The 20,522-nt window shown below is 44.9% G+C and carries 18 protein-coding genes; 1 reads left to right on the forward strand and 17 read right to left on the reverse strand.

The genetic code is table 11. From position 1 onward, the window contains the following. Nucleotides 1-27: 27 nt before the first annotated feature. On the forward strand, nucleotides 28-399 hold the full coding sequence (locus tag C8J48_RS17800; RefSeq protein ID WP_107728606.1) for a DUF423 domain-containing protein: 372 nt from the start codon (nucleotides 28-30) through the stop codon (nucleotides 397-399). Nucleotides 400-684: 285 nt separating this feature from the next. On the opposite strand, the gene rarD is transcribed toward C8J48_RS17800, so the two are convergent. The 17 genes from rarD to C8J48_RS17885 all read right to left on the reverse strand — a co-directional run bounded on the left by rarD (nucleotide 685) and on the right by C8J48_RS17885 (nucleotide 20,435). Next, entirely contained in the window at nucleotides 685-1,647 is a 963-nt protein-coding gene (gene rarD, locus C8J48_RS17805; RefSeq protein WP_107728607.1) for an EamA family transporter RarD, read from the reverse strand. A gap of 45 nt (nucleotides 1,648-1,692) precedes the next feature. Continuing rightward, complete coding sequence (gene pcp, locus C8J48_RS17810; protein WP_107728608.1) at nucleotides 1,693-2,334, reverse strand: pyroglutamyl-peptidase I; 642 nt, start codon at nucleotides 2,332-2,334, stop codon at nucleotides 1,693-1,695. Nucleotides 2,335-2,363: 29 nt separating this feature from the next. Continuing rightward, complete coding sequence (locus C8J48_RS17815) at nucleotides 2,364-3,212, reverse strand: YihY/virulence factor BrkB family protein (protein ID WP_170105699.1); 849 nt, start codon at nucleotides 3,210-3,212, stop codon at nucleotides 2,364-2,366. Nucleotides 3,213-3,544: 332 nt separating this feature from the next. Beyond that, nucleotides 3,545-4,171 carry a DedA family protein gene (locus C8J48_RS17820; protein ID WP_107728610.1) on the reverse strand — a complete coding sequence of 209 codons (627 nt, stop codon included), beginning with the start codon at nucleotides 4,169-4,171 and terminating at the stop codon, nucleotides 3,545-3,547. A gap of 193 nt (nucleotides 4,172-4,364) precedes the next feature. Further along, nucleotides 4,365-5,810 carry a cardiolipin synthase gene (gene cls, locus C8J48_RS17825; RefSeq protein WP_107728611.1) on the reverse strand — a complete coding sequence of 482 codons (1,446 nt, stop codon included), beginning with the start codon at nucleotides 5,808-5,810 and terminating at the stop codon, nucleotides 4,365-4,367. Nucleotides 5,811-6,018: 208 nt separating this feature from the next. Then, on the reverse strand, nucleotides 6,019-7,182 hold the full coding sequence (locus C8J48_RS17830) for a DMT family transporter (protein ID WP_146160530.1): 1,164 nt from the start codon (nucleotides 7,180-7,182) through the stop codon (nucleotides 6,019-6,021). A gap of 223 nt (nucleotides 7,183-7,405) precedes the next feature. Beyond that, nucleotides 7,406-8,524 carry a hypothetical protein gene (locus tag C8J48_RS17835; protein WP_107728613.1) on the reverse strand — a complete coding sequence of 373 codons (1,119 nt, stop codon included), beginning with the start codon at nucleotides 8,522-8,524 and terminating at the stop codon, nucleotides 7,406-7,408. Between the two features lie 225 nt (nucleotides 8,525-8,749). Continuing rightward, nucleotides 8,750-11,371, reverse strand: coding sequence for a phosphoenolpyruvate synthase (gene ppsA / locus C8J48_RS17840; RefSeq protein WP_107728614.1), 2,622 nt, complete (start codon nucleotides 11,369-11,371; stop codon nucleotides 8,750-8,752). Between the two features lie 281 nt (nucleotides 11,372-11,652). Then, entirely contained in the window at nucleotides 11,653-12,264 is a 612-nt protein-coding gene (locus C8J48_RS17845; RefSeq protein ID WP_107728615.1) for a TetR/AcrR family transcriptional regulator, read from the reverse strand. Nucleotides 12,265-12,405: 141 nt separating this feature from the next. Then, nucleotides 12,406-13,014 (reverse strand): TetR/AcrR family transcriptional regulator, encoded by a 609-nt coding sequence (locus C8J48_RS17850; protein ID WP_107728616.1) that lies wholly within the window; start codon nucleotides 13,012-13,014, stop codon nucleotides 12,406-12,408. Between the two features lie 24 nt (nucleotides 13,015-13,038). Further along, on the reverse strand, nucleotides 13,039-14,523 hold the full coding sequence (locus tag C8J48_RS17855; RefSeq protein WP_342748266.1) for an FAD-dependent oxidoreductase: 1,485 nt from the start codon (nucleotides 14,521-14,523) through the stop codon (nucleotides 13,039-13,041). Between the two features lie 318 nt (nucleotides 14,524-14,841). Then, the gene (locus tag C8J48_RS17860; RefSeq protein WP_107728618.1) at nucleotides 14,842-16,089 is read right to left on the reverse strand and encodes a DUF418 domain-containing protein; all 1,248 of its coding nucleotides are present in this window, start codon (nucleotides 16,087-16,089) and stop codon (nucleotides 14,842-14,844) included. A 30-nt stretch (nucleotides 16,090-16,119) separates the two neighbouring features. Continuing rightward, nucleotides 16,120-16,716 carry a TetR/AcrR family transcriptional regulator gene (locus tag C8J48_RS17865; protein ID WP_107728619.1) on the reverse strand — a complete coding sequence of 199 codons (597 nt, stop codon included), beginning with the start codon at nucleotides 16,714-16,716 and terminating at the stop codon, nucleotides 16,120-16,122. Between the two features lie 151 nt (nucleotides 16,717-16,867). Next, on the reverse strand, nucleotides 16,868-17,200 hold the full coding sequence (locus C8J48_RS17870) for a hypothetical protein (protein WP_211316693.1): 333 nt from the start codon (nucleotides 17,198-17,200) through the stop codon (nucleotides 16,868-16,870). 167 nt (nucleotides 17,201-17,367) lie between these two features. Continuing rightward, the gene (locus tag C8J48_RS17875; protein ID WP_107728620.1) at nucleotides 17,368-18,351 is read right to left on the reverse strand and encodes an alpha-ketoacid dehydrogenase subunit beta; all 984 of its coding nucleotides are present in this window, start codon (nucleotides 18,349-18,351) and stop codon (nucleotides 17,368-17,370) included. A gap of 41 nt (nucleotides 18,352-18,392) precedes the next feature. Then, nucleotides 18,393-19,424, reverse strand: coding sequence for a thiamine pyrophosphate-dependent enzyme (locus C8J48_RS17880; RefSeq protein ID WP_107728621.1), 1,032 nt, complete (start codon nucleotides 19,422-19,424; stop codon nucleotides 18,393-18,395). A 582-nt stretch (nucleotides 19,425-20,006) separates the two neighbouring features. Continuing rightward, nucleotides 20,007-20,435 carry a MarR family winged helix-turn-helix transcriptional regulator gene (locus tag C8J48_RS17885; RefSeq protein WP_107728622.1) on the reverse strand — a complete coding sequence of 143 codons (429 nt, stop codon included), beginning with the start codon at nucleotides 20,433-20,435 and terminating at the stop codon, nucleotides 20,007-20,009. Nucleotides 20,436-20,522: the final 87 nt, after the last annotated feature.

The following is a 20,522-nucleotide window of genomic DNA, read 5'->3' on the forward strand; positions in this document are numbered from 1 at the left end:
GTTTATTTGTACAAAGGAGTGAAACGGTTGAAACTCTTTATCATTCTAGGGGCGCTCAATCTGTTTCTCAGTATTGCTTTGGGGGCATTTGGTGCTCATGGTCTAGAAGGGCGCATCTCTGAACGGATGCTGAGCAACTGGCATACCGCCGCTCACTATCATATGGTGCATGCCTTAGGATTGTTCTTTATCGGCCTTTTAGCCGATAAAATTGGCCCATCATCCTTGGTTACCGCCGGTGGTTGGTTGATTGTGGCCGGAATCCTCTTCTTTGCCGGCAGTCTATATGTCATGGCTCTTACCAATGTCACTGTGCTAGGCGCCATCACCCCCATCGGCGGCGTTGCTTTTCTAGCGGGTTGGGTCTGTATCGCTTTGGCGGCTTGGAAGCACTTGTAACTTGATGTAAACCCTCCTCATCGCACGTTCCTCTCGCATAAGAAAAAAGCCCGCCCTATGGGCGGAGAGACGAGAGGGGGAGCGATTTCCAGTGAAGCGCCCTTTGTAAAGCACAAGTCTCGCTTTGACCGACTATCCAGCGGAGCCTCAGAAGGATCAAAGGATCCAACCATTTAGGGCCACACAGCCTTTCGCATGTACGCTGGTTGGAAACGGAGGAGGCGAAGCGGATAGACCTACATCTTTGAAAGGGAAAGAGGGAAGCGAGTACCCTTTCTGGATTCGTTACATTTTTGTCGGGCAGTTTGTCCCGAGAGGGGCCTTCTCCGGGGCAAGCGTTGCTTTTTTCTTCTTCACTAAAGACGCTCTCGACCGTGAAGTAGTAAAAATCACCAACCCAATCCAGATAAGGATAAACGAAAACAGCTTCACTTGGCTAAAGGGTTCATGGAAAAGAAACACACCCAAGAACAACATAATCGTGGGAGCTATATATTGCAGAAATCCGATTAACGAAAAGGAGATACGCTTGGCACCTGTGGCAAAAAGCAATAGCGGAACTGCCGTCACGATGCCCGCTCCCAGTAACAGGATCACTGTATGGACCCCTTCGCTCTCAAAGAGATGCCCTGATGATGAATCCCCCACAGTCAACAAAAACAGCATGGCAAAGGGAGTCATCAGCAAGGTTTCAATCGTTAACCCTGCCCACACTCCTACTGTGACCGTCTTCTTAATTAAACCGTATAAGCCGAAGCTCAATGCAAGACCAAGCGCTATCCACGGTATGCCCCCATAATCAACGGTTATGGTGATTACACCACCGGTTGCCAAAAGAAAGGAAAGCAGCTCCCAACGGGTTAACCGTTCCTTCAAAAAGATCGTAGCCAATAAGACGTTAATCAGCGGATTAATATAGTATCCTAAACTGGTTTCAATCACACGATCACTGTTTACTGCAAAAATAAACAGAAACCAATTGATGCTGATAAGAACAGCCGCGCAAGAGATCGTAAGCACTGATGTAACATGGGAAAATGTGTGACGGATCTCTTTTGCCACCTTCCCCAACTGTCGCATACATAACAGCACCAAAATCATAAAAACAAGCGACCATACGATACGATGAGCCAAGATTACAGCGGGGGTGACACCCTCAAACAACTTCCAATAAAGGGGTAGTATCCCCCATAGCAAATAGGCGGTAACCGCCGCTAAAATACCCATTCCTTGTTGTTTTTCGTTCATCTTTTTTCCCTCTTCGATGATTAATCAGGTGGTTCTTACCTGTTCCTAAGAAGTCGTTCCCATCCCAACCGCAAGATCTTGCTCATGTCGGCACGCTTTTACGGCTAGCAGCAATCCTCGACGCACGGTTTCTAGAGACATGCTGGGATGGTCTCCCATTACCGCTTGTTCCGGCGCAAACGGAATATGGATAAAACCGCCGCGCAGCGGGCGGTTGGAGTGATTGATCTCATGCATCAACCCATAAAACAGATGATTGCATACATAAGTGCCCGCGGTGTGAGAAATCGCAGCCGGAATCCCTTCCTCCCGCATGGTTTGCACCATTCGCTTGATCGGCAAGGTGGACCAATAAGCGACAGGTCCTCCTTTTACCACCGGCTGATCCACTGGCTGATTGCCCTCATTGTCGGGGATACGCGCATCCTCCAGATTGATTGCGACCCGCTCCGGTGTAATCGCCGTCCTTCCTCCCGCTTGTCCGACAGCGATCACGACATCGGGTTGACTCTGATGAATCGCTTCCCGCAAATGAACCATGGATTTCCCAAAAACCGTAGGCAAGCAACTGACCCGAATCTCCACCCCCTCCACTTCTTCTCTTTCCAACGAGCGCACCGCTTCCCACGAAGGGTTAACCTCTTCACCGTCAAAGGGTTCAAATCCGGTTAACAGTACTTTTGTCATCGTTTCCCCTCCACAATCCGCTCCACTTGCTATCTTTTTTTCGCTGCTAAGGGGCCATACTTTCGTTCATGCAGTGTCACATTGACCAATCCCCCCAGCACCAACAACAAACCGGTCAAGTAAAACCAAACCATCAACACGATTACTCCCCCCAGACTACCATAAGTAGCGCTAAAGTTATTGAAGTTGTTTACATAGTAGGAAAACCCGAGGGAGTTGATTTGCCAACCGATACTGGTTACCAAGGCGCCGATGACAACTTTGCGAAAAGCTACTTTTGTATTGGGGGCAATTTGGTAGATCGCGATCAGAACCAAATTAGTCATAACAAATACAGCCAGCCAGCGCATCAATAAAAAAGTGGTCCATGAGCCCGGTGGTAGCCCGAAGACTTCATCCATATAGCGGAAGATCAATTGTCCAAACACCGGCAAGAGCAACAAGACCACAAACACCATCACAATAGAGACCGTCATCGCAATCGAAAGCAGTTGCAACCGCCAAATCGGACGTGTTTCCTCCACTCGGTATGCGATGTTTAAGGCACGGATAATGGCAAACGCACCATTGGATGCAATATACAACGCTGCCAACAGACTAAAGGATAAAATCCCGCCTCGCGGTTGCTCCATCAGATCCCGAATCGGCCGATCGATCGCAGCGGATGCCTCTTCCGGCAACATATTGGTAACAAAGGAAACTGCCAGATCCGGGTTTAAGTTGAGATAAGGCAAAAGCGCAACAGTAAAGATCAGCAGCGGAAAAATAGACAACAAAAAATAATAGGCCAATGCCGCCGCCAAATCAGGTAAACCGTTTTTCCATACCTGTGACAATACTTGCCATGCAACCGACATAACGGACCGTAAAAATTTCATCCAGCCACCCGTCCTTAGAAATTTGTAATCATCTTTTATTGTAACCGGAACAAGCTTCCAAAGACCATCGATCATCTTCGATTAACGAAAAAACCACCCAATCCTGGATGGCTGATACGGTACAATCGCCTCTTAAATTGATATTCACAACTTGTCCGGTAAATGAAACCGACATCGTCGTATTGAGGACCCTTTAAGTCAATCCGTGTTATCAGGAATAAAACCGATACACCATAAAAGCTTTTAAAAAGCCAAGGTAGGTATATATACCAATAGCAAAAATTGAATCGCGATCTTCATCGTTATCCTTCTTTGCTATCTCCTAACAAAACTTAACCCACATGTTCCTTCCTCATTTCATCAACCTTACCGGGAGCAGTCTTGCATTGTTTGTAAACAATCCCAGCAAGGATGAGCAAAGTGATAACTGCAAGCGACCAGGCAATATCATGGGAGAGTTCCACCATAGTATCCCAAGCATTCCCCAACAACATCCCTAACCCAAAGAAAAGCGCCGTCCACAACCAAGCCATTCCATAAGCAATGGGTGCATATCGCCTAAAAGGAATACGTTGACACCCCGCAATCAGTGGAACCCCGTGCCGGAGTAAAGGCAAAAAAACAGCCAAACCCCATGCCCACGGTCCATATCGATCGTGAAAATGCTTAGCCCGCAACAATCGAGTCGCCATTACTCCCCCTAGCTTCCTCTGTCTGCTGCTCCAAAAACCAAACACCCGCCCCAGCAGATATTCAACTGTCAGCACTCCTGTCACACCCAGACCCGTAACGGCGAAAGCAGGTCCCGGTTTCAGCATCCCTATCGTCACCAGTCCCCCGGCCAGCATCGCAATCGCTTCATTGGGAACCGGCATTCCTATTAGTCCTAGACTGAAGGCAAATAATAAAGCGATTATTCCATGTTGGGAAACCCACTCCAAAACTGCGTGCACATCCATCCAACCACTTCCTCACTCCTGAAAATAAAGATACGACTGCACCTTATCAACTATAAAGGGCAATTCTTAATTTTTTCTAAGAATGATACAGCTCGCACCTTAACAAAAACGAACGGCAATCTTTAACTTTTTCTTAAACGGATAAAAACATGCCGCCCTTAGCAGACAAAAAACTCCCTCCTAAAAGAGGGAGCTATAAAATCGGCGACAACAGACGTGAGATGGACTCCTTAAAGCGAATGGTGTAAGAGCGCTGTTGGTATTCTTCCCAAGTCAGCGAAGTGGACTGAAGCATATCCTGCTGGAAAATTTCCGCCAAATTCTTTGCCATGTCAGCATGGTATAAAAAAGCGTTTACCTCAAAGTTTAAACGGAAGCTGCGCATATCGATATTAGCCGTTCCGACTGAGGCGATTTTATCGTCCACCACAATCGTCTTAGCGTGAAGGAAGCCGTTTTGGTAAATGTAGATCTTTCCTCCCGCCTGCAACAGTTCACCTACATGGGAGAAAGTCGCCCAATACACAAACGGATGGTCCGGTTTGTTGGGAATCATAATGCGAACATCGATCCCTGACAGACAAGCGATTCGAAGAGCGTCCAACAAGCTGTGATCCGGAATGAAATACGGGGTTTGGATATAAATATACTTCTTGGCGGTTAAGATCATCTTGATATAGCCGTTCTTAATCTGCTCCCATTCTGAATCAGGACCGCTGGATACGATTTGCACCCCGACATCGCCCTCTCGCAGCGGTGTCGGATAATAATTGTCCTGATAGGAAATATCATGGCGTGACGCCTGATTCCAATCAAGAATAAAACGGGATTGGATATGGTGGACCGCATCCCCCCGAATGCGCAAGTGGGTGTCACGCCAATAGCCAAAGCGCGGGTTTAAGCCCAGATATTCATTTCCGATATTAAATCCCCCGATATATCCGATCTTCCCGTCAATGATCACCAGTTTCCGATGGTTGCGGTAATTGAGGCGCAAATTGATCAACGGCAACACCGCGGGGAAAAAGGCTTCAATCTCCCCTCCCGCTTCACGGATTTCGCGAATAAACGCCTTGTTCAGCCTTCTGGAACCCAAATCATCATAGATCAGTCTTACCTGGACACCTTCTCGTGCTTTACGGGCCAACACCCGGGCCAGTCTTTTTCCCAGATCGTCTGGTCTCACAATGTAATAGAGGAGATGGATATGATGTTGTGCCCGCTCTAAGTCCTCTATCAAGGCATCAAACTTTTCCTGACCATCGGTAAAAATCTCAACCTGATTCGTTTGTGTCAACACCGCTTGATCATTGTTTAAATGCATCAAGATCAACGCTTTATACTCTTGCCAGGAAGAATTCCCATACTGAAACGTGTTATTTTCCAGCTGCGCTTTTTGAGTTGTAACTGCTTCCTGCAATAAAACGTGGATTTGCTTGTCCCATGTAAAAATTTTTTGCTTGCTTATTTTCCGACCAAAAATCAAATACAAGACAAAACCGAGAACGGGGATAAAATATAGCACCAACATCCAAGCCCATGTCGAGCTGACATCACGCCGTTCCAAAAAAATGATGGCGGTTGCAAGCAGGATGTTTAAAACCAGCACAGATCCCAGTAATAGTGTTAAGATGTCCAATGCGCTCTCCCCTTTTTCTCTCCCCAATCCCGAAAACGGGCATCAAAAACACTATAACATACAATCCATCCAGTATTCAGAAATAGTTCCACCCATACTAATAAACGGCTTTATCCACCGTTTCATCCAAACAAAAAATCCGCTTTCGGGATCGTCTTTATCCGATCCTAAAAGCGGATTGTTCAGGCATTCTCATTTGGAGGATGGATTATAATTGTTTATTTAGCCTCCATTTTCTCCAACCATTGTTTTTTGTTTGTTGCGGTCTTTCCATTTCCAGCTCATTTTTCTGTTGAATGTATTGTGTAATGTATTCGGGGTTGCGTACATTGGCAAGGGCGATTTCCAACCTGATATAGGTGGTTTCATTGGAGTACCCCATCGCTTGGGATTGTTCCGTCTCCTCGTCATTGGCTTGATACGCGGTTCCCAACAATATCAAAAGAATCCCTAGCCACTGCACGGTGGTTACGGCTTCCGACAACAGGATCATGGCCAACAAGATCCCAAATGGCAGCTCAATCGCAGGCAGACAGGAAGCAAGGACTGATTTCCCCTTGTTGAACAAAGCCGTCATCCCCTTGGCAAAGGACCAAGTAGGGATGACATATCCCAACAGAGCGATAATCAGTACCGTTACTCCAAACTTCCAATCCATCGAGCCGGAAAGGATCGATGTCCCTCCAAGCATGATTAATAGCGGAGTAACAGCGAGCAATGACAGGGCACTCCCGGTCATTAAGCAGGCGGATCTCGTTTCTTCCGATAGATGGGTATGAAGTCGTCCTGTGGCCAGCATCCAGCAACTATCGCTAACCGCCGTCAAAAAACCGAACAGCAAACCCCATTTACTAATTTCATACCATGAGAAATTATACAGTTCCATTGCAAAGAAGGTACCGACCAAAATCGTAATCCACGACTTTACTGTTTTTTTGGAAGGACGATGTTGAATCAGCGCCGTCAAAAAGCCGTTAAAATCAACTGACTTTTTTTGTTCCCACGCTTTAATAACCCAATCCTTCCCCACGGGGATAATCCAAAAATATTGAATGATCAACACGGTCACCATCGAAACCGGAAGCGTTTGAAGAGCGAGGAAATAAAACAAAGTACTCGCCCCTGACGCACATCCCCAAGCCATTAATGTCAACCGCATTTTCCATGCCTTGTTCGCCGGGTATTGCGCCATCTCACGACGGTGTTTCCCAAACCACACAAGCCAGAGTAGCGTCATTCCCAGTAGAACCGGCAATAACGTTAACTGCAAAAATGGATAATTATTACCATAAGCAAACTTTAATATAACTCCAATTGACCCTAGACACATACCACCGACCAGTATCAACGCTGACGCACGCTTCACTATCAAATTGCCGCCGCCCCCCCTTTCAACTAACCTCCCTAACGAGGTGAAGCGGATAATAAAATTATACCGTTTTTAAAGGACAACCGTTTCATCCAAACCCGTTTTGGCAATTAAGTCGTATACATTTATCCCTAAAGGAGGAGTCCTAGATTGGCTAGCATAGATAAATAATGGCATAAAAAAACAGCCCACAAAAGGCTGTCAGATTGATGACGCAACCAAAAGATCAATCTTCATCGTAAATCCGTTTCTCCTCTTCCACATAAGCGGTCAAAAACTGCTCTTCCATCCGCTCATCTCCCATGATGTCAGCCGCCTCTGCCGCTTTCTGCAACAGATTTAAGTGAGGACCCTCTAGCGCTTGAATTTGTTCCAGCGCCCACTCATAGGCAACACGACAGGTGGGGTGATTGGCGTCATTTTGCAGCAAGACTACATCAAAGGCGTTTTCAACGATCATCCTTCCCAGTCCAACCCGCTTCCAATCGGGGATATGTTGCAAATGGTGGCGTGCGGTATCGATTTTGGCCCAAGCTACATCCGCTTCGCCCAGTTTAAGATACCATTCACTCAATGACCGTAATTGACTGGCAATATCCCAATCTGTTGTTTTATACCTCAACAATTCTTCCTGGGCAGCGATCACTCCCGCCACGTTGTCGCAATGCCGTTCATAAACAACCAATTGATTGAGGGTAGTTTCATCCCAGTCCTTTTGTTGCGATTTCCACTCTCTCACTTTCTCCTGTAAAAGCTCTTTCTCCTCTAGGTCAATCGCTAGTTCAATGACATCCTCGATATTTTCCATATCCAATTGAGAAGGATATTGCTTCTCTTTCGCTTCTCTCCAGCGCGTTAGGTCTGATGAATTGATCCGGCAGTTTTCCCTATCTTCTCCTACATAATCATAAAAAGTTGACTTCCATTCATGTTCGGCATCCACCACATAACGGTAGGTTTCTTCGATGCCCGCCGACACGAGGTATTGCACATCAAAGCCGCAGTGGGTGTCAAAGTTGGAGAGTTTCGCCTGTGTAAACAACCAAACATTCATGGGACTACGAAAACGGGACAAAAGATAGGCGCACAGACAGAGAGAGGGATATAAACCTTGAAAGGGAGCATGTCTGTGCATAATCGTTTCTTGCCGCATCAATTTCTGTAGCAGGGGTTCGTCTTGTTCACTTCTGTCATATTGTAAGGCCAGCAACAGTCGAAAGCGTTTCAATCGATTGGCGTCATAGGAATGCCCTTCTTCGTCAAACGCTTCTTGATAGGCGAAAGCTTGGCAATCAATCCGTCCTGCCCGCACAGCCGCTAAGGTTTGTAGGTGGTTTTTAAGCATGATTAACTGCGGAAACCCGCGAATGGGGGAACCGTCCTCCTTACCGAGATGAAAAATACTTCCGATGAGTGGTAAGCAGTAAAGGTACTGCCCTTTAACAGCTCCCTCACTGCTGATTGATCTTCGGTAATTTGCTGGTGGTGTTGATAGGGAGTTTATTTGTGCACCTATTGCCACTTCGCTTGAATGTATTTTGTATGGATGGATTTGTCTTCTATCACTCAATCACAGGATTTCTACATACCCTTCCGTGCCGTTGATGCGGATACGCTGCCCATCCTTGATCCGTGTGGTGGCGTTTTCCACACCGACAACCGCCGGTAGGCCGTATTCCCGGGCAATGACGGCGCCGTGCGTCATCAAGCCGCCTACCTCTGTCACCAATCCTTTGATCGATACAAACAAGGGTGTCCAGCTGGGGTCGGTAAAGGGTGTGACAAGGATATCCCCCTCCTGGAGATCGGCATCTTCCATTTTTAAAACGACACGTGCCCGTCCTTCGATAACGCCAGCTGATACCGGGTTGCCCGCTAAGGCACCGGGTGGGAGATGGTCGGTGTCGTATTGACCGTTTATCCCTTCACCCTCGGACGTGATCACTCGTGGCGGTGTCAGCTTCTGAAAAACGGCGTAATCCGCCTTCCTCTCGGCGATCATTTGGTTATTGACGCGATTGGTTTGAACTGCCTCCTGTAACTCCGCAAACGATAAATAAAAAATATCCTCCTCCGCTTGAATCACTCCTGTTTGCACCAGTTTGGCTGCCTCTTTCATCAACGCTTGTTTATAGATGAAGAACCGCCAGACTAAGGCATACTTGGGATATTCCCGATAACCGATAAAGTTGCGCAAGATGTTGATCATCCGTTTTGTCTTTTTAGCCTTTTGTCGTCCACGGGGTAGTCGTTCCAAGCGGCTTAAGAGTTCCTGCTCCTTCTGCTCCGCTGCCAGTCGACCCTGTTCAAATTTACTTTGACTTGCACCCGGTGAAAAATTTTTGATATTGCTTACGATCATGGGGATCAGCGCAGTCGGCCGTTCTCGCCAACGGGGGGTGGTAATATCGATTTCCCCTGAGCAACGCATGCCGTATTTTTCAAGGTATCCCCGGATGGCTTGATTGACTGCTTCACCGCCTTCCACCTTGACCAGATCCTCAAAAAAGGATTCATCGGTGGCGTGTTCAAAGTATTGAATCACCGCCGGATATTGCCGTACCACATCGGCGACATCCATCAACGCCAGGCCCATCTCCGATGTAATGTTGTGGGGGACCGACTGGGAAAGCGTGTCGGCGGCATTCTTTTCACCCAGCCATTTTTCCATTTTCTTATTGATCCAACTGCTCGCATATAACCCAACCATGATCACGCCTAAGCTCTGCGGGTTATACAGTTCTTTTTTGAATTGCGGATAATCCTGTAAAATAAATGAAAACAGCTCATCTCCCGTTACGTTAGCAATCCGCTGTTTTAGCTCATTGATCGACTTCTCATTGCGGGAAATAAGATCTGAAACGATCGCAGGGTCGTTTTTACGATAGATTTTTAGCGATTCAATCGGCAGCGCCCAAGAGAGGTTCTCATTGCCTAATTTAAAAACTCTCTTACCCCGGGGCAGTGATTGGATAAAACCTTTTCGCTCGATTAAACTGGAAAGGGCGCTTTTCATCAACGGATCATTCTTGCCATATACACTGAGGACAATTTTACGTCCCACCGGTGAAGCCAGGTCATGGGAAAGATCGATAAACAATCGACCACCGGCTGTATGCATCGGATATTCTCCTGCTAATAATCGGAAAAACGACATACCCAAGGGTTTGATCGCTTCTGTCATCATCTGCTGATGGCCGACGGAGATATAGACGCGGTTCTGCCCGTCGTTTCCGTCTGGAACTGGAAATAATGTGGTGATGGGGCGGCTCTGTACGATGATAATCCGATCATCAGCTAGGCACCATTCAATATCTTGTGGACAACCAAAATAAGCCTCAATCTGTCTGCCCATCCGCTCTAACTGCAAAATCTGCTCATCTGTCAGCGTCTGTTTTTTCTGCTGATCCGGCTCAATTCTTCTCTCCTCTGTTCCGCCTGCCGGTAAAGCGGCTATCGCTACTCGTTTCGTGGCGATGGTCTTCTCGATAATTTCGCCATCCTGAACTTTATAGTTATCGGCGGATACCAACCCGGAGACGAGTGCTTCACCCAGCCCAAAACTGGCATCAATGGACAGCACTTTCCGATTGGAAGTGACGGGATCCGCCGTAAATAGAATTCCTGACGCCTGCGGAAATACCATCCGCTGAACAATAACGGACAGATAAACCTGACGATGGTCAAATCCATTCTGGATGCGGTAGATCACAGCCCGATCGGTAAACAGCGAAGCCCAACATTTGCTGATATGCTTTACGATCGCCTCAGTGCCGATGATGTTTAAATACGTATCCTGCTGCCCGGCAAAGGATGCATGGGGCAAATCCTCCGCCGTCGCGCTGGAGCGGACGGCATAAGCATGCTCCTCACCCAATTGGGTAAGATGGTGAGCCACCGCTTCTTCTACATCCGTCGGGATTTTGGTCGCTTCGATGATATCACGAATCTTACCGCTGATTTCACCAATTTTCTCCCGCTCTTCCGCCTTGAGCATGGATAGTTGATCCACTAAGGCATGAAACTCCCGGTTTTGATCAATTGCTTTTTTGTAAGCATCGGTGGTGACACAAAAACCTTCCGGTACCTGTAACCCCTCTATTTTCGCTAATTCTCCTAAGTTTACGCCTTTTCCTCCGACAACCATCAACTCGGTTTGATCAATATCCCGAAAATGGAGTACCGATGACATCCGAACACCCCTCCTACATGGAATTACCCTTTATTCTCAAACTGCAAGGAAACAGGCAATACACAAGCTGGTTGTATCAGCGCCTGACTCAACTGTTATGCCAGGTCACCCTCCCCGCATACCTACCAAATCGCAAGGAGACGGGTAATGAATGTGACACCCGCGCCAATTGTAGATTAGTCGCTCAACCAGCTGATCAAAATGGATTACCAAAATTTCATCTCCCGGTTTCGCTTGACTTGGGTCTCATACGGAGAGTGATCTCGTATGACCATGGGAAACTATCGTTCAATTCCCGTTCGGATCATGGCAAGTAAATCGTTCATCTCATCGATGATGCCTTCCATAAACGCTTCATCCAACTCGGTTTGATCCGTCATCGCCGATAACGTTTTATTCTCCACATGCTTCAATACCACTTGAATCAGTTCAAGTGCCTTCCGACGATTCACTCCTTCTTTGAGAGGAACACTCGCAAATAGTCGCTCCAACACCTGATCCCGCCTGTCGATCCGAAAAGTGATTTTCTCTACCATTTCCGCCTTTAGCTCATCCGGTGTCCCATAAAAGGCTTCCGTCAACAACTTATACATGTTGGGATTCTTTTTGAGATAAGCCAGTTTGACTCGGCTCATTCGCTCTAAAGCTGTAAAAAAATCCTCACCTTCCAAGGGTTCATCCATCCGCAGTTCCTTCATCACCTTTTCCATGCATCGCTCCAATATGGAGAAATACAGCGCCTCTTTACTCCCAAAATGGTGGAAGATCAACGCCTTGGAGATTCCCGCCGCCTCCGCCAACATCGCCGTTGAAGTCTTTTCATATCCATAACGGGCAAATACCGCTAAACAAGCATCCAAGATTTGTTCTTTTTCATACCGTTGCAAAGGCAAGAACGAAATCCTCCTCCTTATGATACTAACCGATCGGTTAGTATCACTTTACTATATACTGATCAACCGGTCAATATATACTCTTTTGCACCGAAAAACGCAAAAAAAAACGAAGGGATCGGGTTTCGATTCCTACGTCTATTACGCTTCCGTATAGGGACTCGACACCATTCGCAACAAGATATCGATATTCGGCATCGGGTAGCCTTCATCCCCGTGGATATTTAACGTCATAAGGCCGGACAACACCGTAATATAACAGGAGATCAATTCTCGGGGGTCCCCTGCGGCAATTTCGCCTGCTTTCTGCCCTTCAATAAATAATGGCTCCAATGGGTCGACATACACATTCATCGAATACTGTTCAAGCAACTGGATTGCTTTTTCTGGAACCTCATCCGATGTACTGGCTTGATGGATCAGCAAAAAATAAAGTTGACCCTCTTTATCGAGAATGAGCTCCGTCAATGCTCTTATTTTTTCAAGCGGTGATCCCGACAATTGATTTACACTAGCAATTCCTGCAACCGATTCTTGCATCGCCTGCTGCACAAGCGTCGTAAAAAGTTCATCTTTTGATTGAAAGTAGCGGTAGAGGAGGCCCGGACTTATACCGGCTTCCGTGGCGATCATACTCATCTTTGTTCCAATAATGCCTCGCCGAGCAAAAATTCGCAGGGAGGCATCCATAATTTGTTGTCTGCGTTCATCGCGAATTTGCTGCAATTGTTCCTCTCTTAAAGGCGTCAATCTTATTCGCTCCTTTACAACGTCTCAATTAATCGCATCCATCGTGACAAAGGATGCATCGGAAAAAGAAGGGACAATCTGGTCCAAAACTTCATCCAAGGGTTGACCGTATTCTTGTAAAAGCGAAGTGAGATACGCGTTGCCTTCATCCGATGCACCCAAAACAGCTGTTACCATTTCTGGATTGATAATTTCACGGGGAGAGAGAAACAATGAATTCACAAACCAGTACAATCCATATAAATCCCAATTTCGTTGAAGGGTTGCATGTTTCTGGTACAGATCCATATATTTCTGAGCGAATGTGATTCCTTTCAACGGCTCAGCCCCTATATATTCAACGCCTTGCCATTGCAAATCGGCAACGGCATTTAACCACCAAGCCGGTTCAACGACAGCTTGCATTTTTTGGAGTACACGACGTTCAAAACCAGCCATGGGGTGTTGCTGTTGTTCCCGTAAACAGGCTTCCAATATTTCTACTTCGATGGCGGCAACGGTCATTCCCTGCCCATAGATGGGATCAAAGTTGCAGAAAGCATCACCTAAAACCAACAATCCAGACGGCCAGCGTTCCATCTGTTCAAAATGATGACGGAACAATTCCGAGATACGATAACCTCTGGGAGAAGTAAGCGGCTCAAGCCCCTGTATCACTTCCATCATTAGTGGACTTGTTAGCCGGGTAAGCGCATGCTCATAGTCGGAAACAGCGGTTGGAGGATAGTGACCTCCTACGCTCCAGAACAACATCTCTGCGGTGTTATTTTCTATGATGGAAAATACCTCGGAAAAACTCCTTTTATCAGGATTGCCTTCGACACGGATTACATCCCATTTTTCCGCGAGGTGGGAAGGAACCTTGTAATGGCGGGTACTATACCCTAGATTCACTTGCAAGACATCTGGAGCTGGAACAGCAAAATTCAATTCCTGAAGCCATTTTACCAATTTGGAGGAGCGTCCGCTGGCATCCAATACGATGTCAGCCGTCAAGGTTTTCTGATCCCGGGTTTCGCGTTCTCGTATGTGAACACCTGTAACGGCCATCCGATCGGAAGTCGTTTGTAAAGCGACCACCTCATGCTTCGGTAGAAAATGAACATTTGCTATCTTGTGCACACGTTGACGAAATACCCACTCAAGCAGTGCTCGGCTAAAGGTTGCATGATGGTTCCTGTTTTGCATGACCATGTTTCCATATCGATTGACAAAATGAACGCTCTTATGTTGTGAGGAGGGCGCCCCTTGCCTCAGCAAATCATCGTTAAATCCAGGAAAAAGTTTTTCCATAATCATGTTACCACGCGGTGTTAAACGATGGGGCTGAAACGCTTGTGGAGTACCAGGACGATTTTGAGGTGCAACAGGAAAGTTATCCCGATCCACGATAAGAACTTCTCCATAATAATCGGAAAGCACTCTCGCCACCATTAAGCCGGCAATTCCTCCCCCAATCACAATCGCCCGTTTTTTATTACCTTGCGATAGTGCGTGATTTGTATCCATCATCATGTCCACCCTTCAGCACACAAGAATTAAATACATTTTAGAATGAATGATTCATTCATTCGATTATAATATATGTTTATTTTTATAAGCTGTCAAGGCGAAACATGAATTTTGGTAATTGAGGTCATGAAGGTAGCGCCAGTTGTTGCGTGATAAAAAACGTATCTTGGGAAAACCGCAAACGATTACAGTCACCATGACATCCATAAACCATTGATATAAGAAACGGAAGACCTCCTAATTTACAACCATCTATCAATTAGAAGAAGCCTTCCGTATATCTGCATTGATCCCCTATTCATACCCGGTTTTGATTTACTTTGTGAGGTTCATCGAACCATTCTCTTGTCGACGCCCCCGGTTTCGATAGACGAGCCTGCGCAGCAGGGCATCAGCCGGCCCGCGCAGCCCCTTAAACTCCAACAATGAGGCGAGACCGACACCGCTGAGCCAGACAAGTACGGCAACAATAGCCGCTCCAGTGCTGTGCAGCATACCACCCAATCCAAAGGCTACCGGGGAGAGAATGATGACGAGCATCGCTTCGCCATAGATATAGAAGGTCAGCGATCGCTTCCCCATCGCTGCTAAACACCAAGCAACCATTCCGGTGTGACCGCTGGCTTTAATCCTACTAACTCTGGCCCCGATAAGCCCAAACATTGCCCCATATCCCAAACCGCCGGCTAATCCTGTCAAAATGTGTACCGCTGCAGCCAAGCCAATAATCGCAGAAGTAGGTTCCCACAGTTGTGCCTCGATCATCGCCCGAGGGAGACCTCCAACAACTGAGATGGGGATCCCGATGATCGCAATGCGCCGCAGCAATTTGTACTGCGCTTGCGGTTTATCCAACAGGTGTTTGCGCGCAGCCCAAATCCCAACCAGGATCGGCAATAGTATCGGCCACAACAACAGCTGAAAAAGCGGTACGAATGGAAACGCAATCAGATGTTCCAATGCAACCTCGGCATACGTTGTTGTCGCGGAGATGCCCCTATCCATGCTTTCTCCTACCAAGGTGGACGCAATACCGACCCACGCCAGTGGTATTAGAATGAGATAAAGCAGACCAACGAACAACAGGGCTCTTATAAGCATCCGATTTTCGCGAAACAATAGCCAACCGACTAATAGCCCAGCGACACCGTAAAAAGCGAGAATGTCGGCGCCTCCGATGATAACGAAGTGAACCAGACCAAACAATAACAAAAACAGTGAACGCCTTCGCAATAATCGTCTAACTTCTAACTCCGAAGTACCTGAGGCGAGCTGACGTCCAACCATCATCGCCAAACCATATCCAAAAAGTGCAGCGAACATCGGGTAAGCCCTGCTGTCTACAAACAACAGAGCAACGAAGTCGACTACTTTATCAACGGAGCTAACTCCTTCAGGACGACCGAAATCACCAAGCACACCGGGGGTTGTACCAAATAACAGCAACGGGGCATGAGCCAAAACAATCAACAAAAGCATAAACCCCCGCGCTAGATCAGGTGCCAACGAACGCTCACGATCCGACACTGATCCACGAATCAGCGGTGTGGATTTCTTAGTCAAATGAACTTCTCCTCTCAGGGAAAGATGAGGTCAAGATTTCACCATCTTTGTCACCATACTAACCAATTCGTCCCGGTATGCTTCTAAATCAAAGCCTTCCCCTTTCATCAGCATACTCTCACCAATCGCCCCCTGAATCATGATCGAGACGTTTTGCGGGTCAAACCCAGAGAATCCTTTTGTCTCCTGTCCATAACGTAAAATTTCCTGTAAACGCACATACAACGGATCCTCTTCATCCGTTGATACTTGATAGTAAGGCACATTGTCGGATGTACGCGCATTAAAAACGATCTCAATTAATGCAACATTATGGGCGTGGTGTGTTCCTTGATACGCTAAGCTCGCATCGATAAAAGCGATGAGTTGATCATAGGCAGAATCTTTTTGTGAAACACGTTCCATAATATACTGAAATTGCTTTTTAAGTAGATAGGTCAGTGTGTTGTTCAGCAAATCTTCTTTATCCGAAAAATGATAGGAGATTAGCCCGGTACTCACCTTTGCCTTTTTCGCGATTTTGGCCAAACTTATATTTGCATAGCCCAGCTCATTCAATGCTTCGATTGAAGCCTTTATGATTTGCTCTCTTCTTGCTTCTGCTATAAAAGACGGTTGATCTCCCACGACAATCCCTCATTTCCGTATTACATTGCTTTATTTTTCAGTTTATCGATGATCCACAGAACACCCACAATAAAAACCACTGCTGATCTTACCACATCAACTTACTTGGCTAGTTTTCAATAAATAAGCGAACCGGCTTAGGATGACTCCCTTAAAAAACAGCTTGGATGGCGGTTTTGATGACATTCATAAGAAGCATGATCAATGGTAACAACAACAGAATCGCCAATAATGTCAATCCACCCTTTAACCATTTCCAAGCGGTTTCTTGATTATAGACATAGATAACTGCGGAGAGCAGCAACCCAATCCCGATAACGGTAAAGATGATCATCCGGATCCAGTGTACAAACTCCAATGCTGTATGGTTGTAAAGGTAGGAGACATATGAAAATGTCAGTACAGACAAAATCACACTGATCAATGGAATGATACGTTGGAACCAACGTGGGAGATTGTGAAAGTTATTCACCTGATTACTCACGACAAAAACACCCCTTTTTGGTCGGTCAATTTTTATTTTGATTGATCAATCAATTTTTATCATTGAATCATACTCTTGTCAAGCCTTTTTAGAAGGTAAAACCCTGATTTTTCTACGTTAAGCAGAAAAATCAGGGTTTTTTATTATATAAGGAAGTAATTCCTCTTTTACTTTTGATTTTCAAATAGGCTGCTAATTTTGTCGACAATCATGTTTTCATTTGAAACCCAAACATCTTCAACTTCAACGAATGGATGCAGTGTATCAGGCGAAGCAATCACACTGATTGGTGATTTTAATTCTGTAAATAGCTCTTCATTTAATTTCGAACTAATAATATTAGCTACTCCTGCACTTCTTTGAGCTTCTTGAATAATAATAGCTCTCTTTGTTTTTTGGATTGATGTAATTAAAGTGTCGTAATCAATAGGGCTTAAGCTACGTAAATCAATCACCTCAGCTTTTATACCTTTGTCTGCAATTGTTTTAGATACATTCATTACTTTTTCAACCATTGCTCCATAAGTAATCAACGTAACGTCGTGACCTTCCTTTTTAATACTGGCTTTATCAATTTCAATCATATATTCTTCTTCTGGTACATCTTCCTCTGTATTAAAATATAAACTTAAATGCTCAAAGAAAATGACAGGGTTGTTGTCTCTAATCGCCGAAATCATTAACCCTTTAGCATCATATGGTGATGATGGCATCACTACCTTGAGTCCATGTGATTGAGCTAAAAGACCTTCTAAATTATCATTATGCAATTCCACGACTCCCATGCCTGAACCAAATGGAACTCTTACCGTAATTGGGGCATTAAATGCTCCCCCCGATCGATAATGCACGCGTGCCATTTGACCAGCCAATGCATCCATTGCTTCAAACATAAAACCTGAGTATTCAATTTCAATGACAGACCTATATCCGACATATCCTAATCCAACAGCCATCCCTGCAATAGCGGATTCAGCCAAGGGGGTATCAAATACACGTGTGACTCCGAATTCTTTTTGAAGATTCTCTGCGACCCTCCAAGACCCTCCAGCAACCCCTAAGTCTTCTCCATAGACTAAAACTTTTTCGTCTCTATGCATTTCATTTCTAATGGCATGATTTATCGCCTTAGACATGTTCATTTTCGTCATAATTATCAATTCCCCTAACCATGTATTTTTTATTTAAGTTGTTAATCAGTTGATTGATACATGATCGTTTCCAAATCAGCGATAGTTTGTTTAGGCACTTGCCTAGCTTTTTCAATAGCTTGATCCAAATCATACTCCGCGTGTTTAATAACAGCTTTTTCTTCTTCAGTTGACCAGAGGTTACGCTTTTCAAGAAATTTTCTGTAGCGTATTAGTGGTTCTTTCGCTAACCAATTCTCATGAATTTCATCTAATAATCTATATCTAGAAGGATCATCTCCAGCGAAGTGCGCGTGAATACGATAATTGATTGCCTCAATTAATACTGGCTCACCTTTTGCAGCCATCATCCTAGCTTTTTGAGTTACTTTATATACTGCCAATACATCCATACCATCAACTTGTATACTTTTTATTCCGGCAGCTAAAGCTTTTTGAGCAAGTGTTTTTGTCGTTGTTTGATCAGCTATTTTTACGGTGGCTGCATATTGGTTATTTTGAATAAAGAAAATAGTATTTGTACCAAATACAGAAGCGAAGTTCATTGCCTCATAAAAATCTCCTTGTGACGTACTTCCGTCACCACCGTATACAATAACAACCTGACCATTATTATCTTTTTTGAGCCCTAATCCTAATCCAGTTGCTTGAGTCATTTGCGCAGCAATTACAATTTGAGGATTTAACACATGTACATCTTTAGGTACTTGCCCACCTACAAAGTGACCACGTTGATATAAAATAGCCTTATATTTAGGAAACCCATGCCACATAATTTGGGGAATGTCACGGAATGTTGGGGCAATCCAGTCTGTTTGACCTAAAGCATATTGTGAGCCAATCATTGAGGCTTCTTGACCACTGACAGGAGCATGAATACCTATTTCTTTAGTTGTAAAAATAGCAGACTTCTCATCCCATGCTCTTGTATATACCATTCTTGTCATAAGTTCTTTAAGCTGCTTATCGGAAAAAGTTGCTAGACTCTCTTCATTAACAACCTTCCCTTCTTCATCTATCACTTGATACATCTGATAGTGTTCTTCTAAAACCTTTGGATCAACAAAATTCATATTTTTTCACCCTATCTCTTTAAGTAATGGAATCTGTTGTATCTCATACACTTTTCAAGCGCCAGGTGGATTCATTCAGCGTTTTCTTGCGCCACTATTTTGATCAGTGTAAATTGGTTTCGGCGATAACGTCCATAATCCGTGCTAATTATTTCTATGTAGTCTGTCGCATGATCATGGGCAAGGAGTGTAATCAGTTCTTGTCTTAACAGATTGAGCGACTTGGACCGCTCACGTCCTATTCTTGATCAGTCTCCTTTTCTTTTGAGAGATGGTGTGCTCGGCGATGATTTCTCTGGTAGAAGAGTCATAAATTTTGAGTAAGTGGTTGACGATGTGAAAACGGACGATCGCCGTTCTAGTGTATGTCCCGACCGGTATAGAATATCGATTTGATTGGAAGTGCACCGCATTTATATGCTATAGCATCATATGCTATAGCATATATTATAGAGAATAATATTAATTGGGTCAAGGGCATAGTCTTAGAAGGTTATTACATCAAATTCTAAATGTTCGGGATAGATTTAACATCTCAATAAATTTGCTTCTGACTTCAAATGACGACACGCAACAATAACACTAAAACAAGTGCTTATTCACATTTTGATAGAGCTTATTTAGATAGAACTGTATTTGTTTTAAATCCTCTTCACTTAACCCCTCTGTAACTCTTCGGTGAGCATCCAGAACGACTGGAATCAATTCCGATTGAAGTTGTTGTCCCTTTTTAGTTAATTTAATAAAGTGTGACCGTTTATCGTCCGCATTATACTCTTTAGAAACAATGCACTTTTTCTCTAGTAAATTCACCATTCGAACAACAGTTGTTTGGTTTCGATCAATTGACGAAGACAGTTCTTTTTGAGTCATTTTTTTCTCATCTAATACACATATAATTGCCCATTGCTCGGGTGTTATTTGATAAGGCTTTAAGCATTTACTAAAATAATTTGTTATTTTGACATCCGTCCTGTTTACGAGATATCCTGTTAAATCGAATAAATTCATAGTTCACTCCTGTAGATCTACTTTAGATCATTATAGCACTTGTTAAACTAGATTATACAAGTATGTTTCTCCCCATGTATTTTACCT

It is taken from the genome of Desmospora activa DSM 45169 (assembly GCF_003046315.1).
Lineage (GTDB): Bacteria > Bacillota > Bacilli > Thermoactinomycetales > DSM-45169 > Desmospora > Desmospora activa.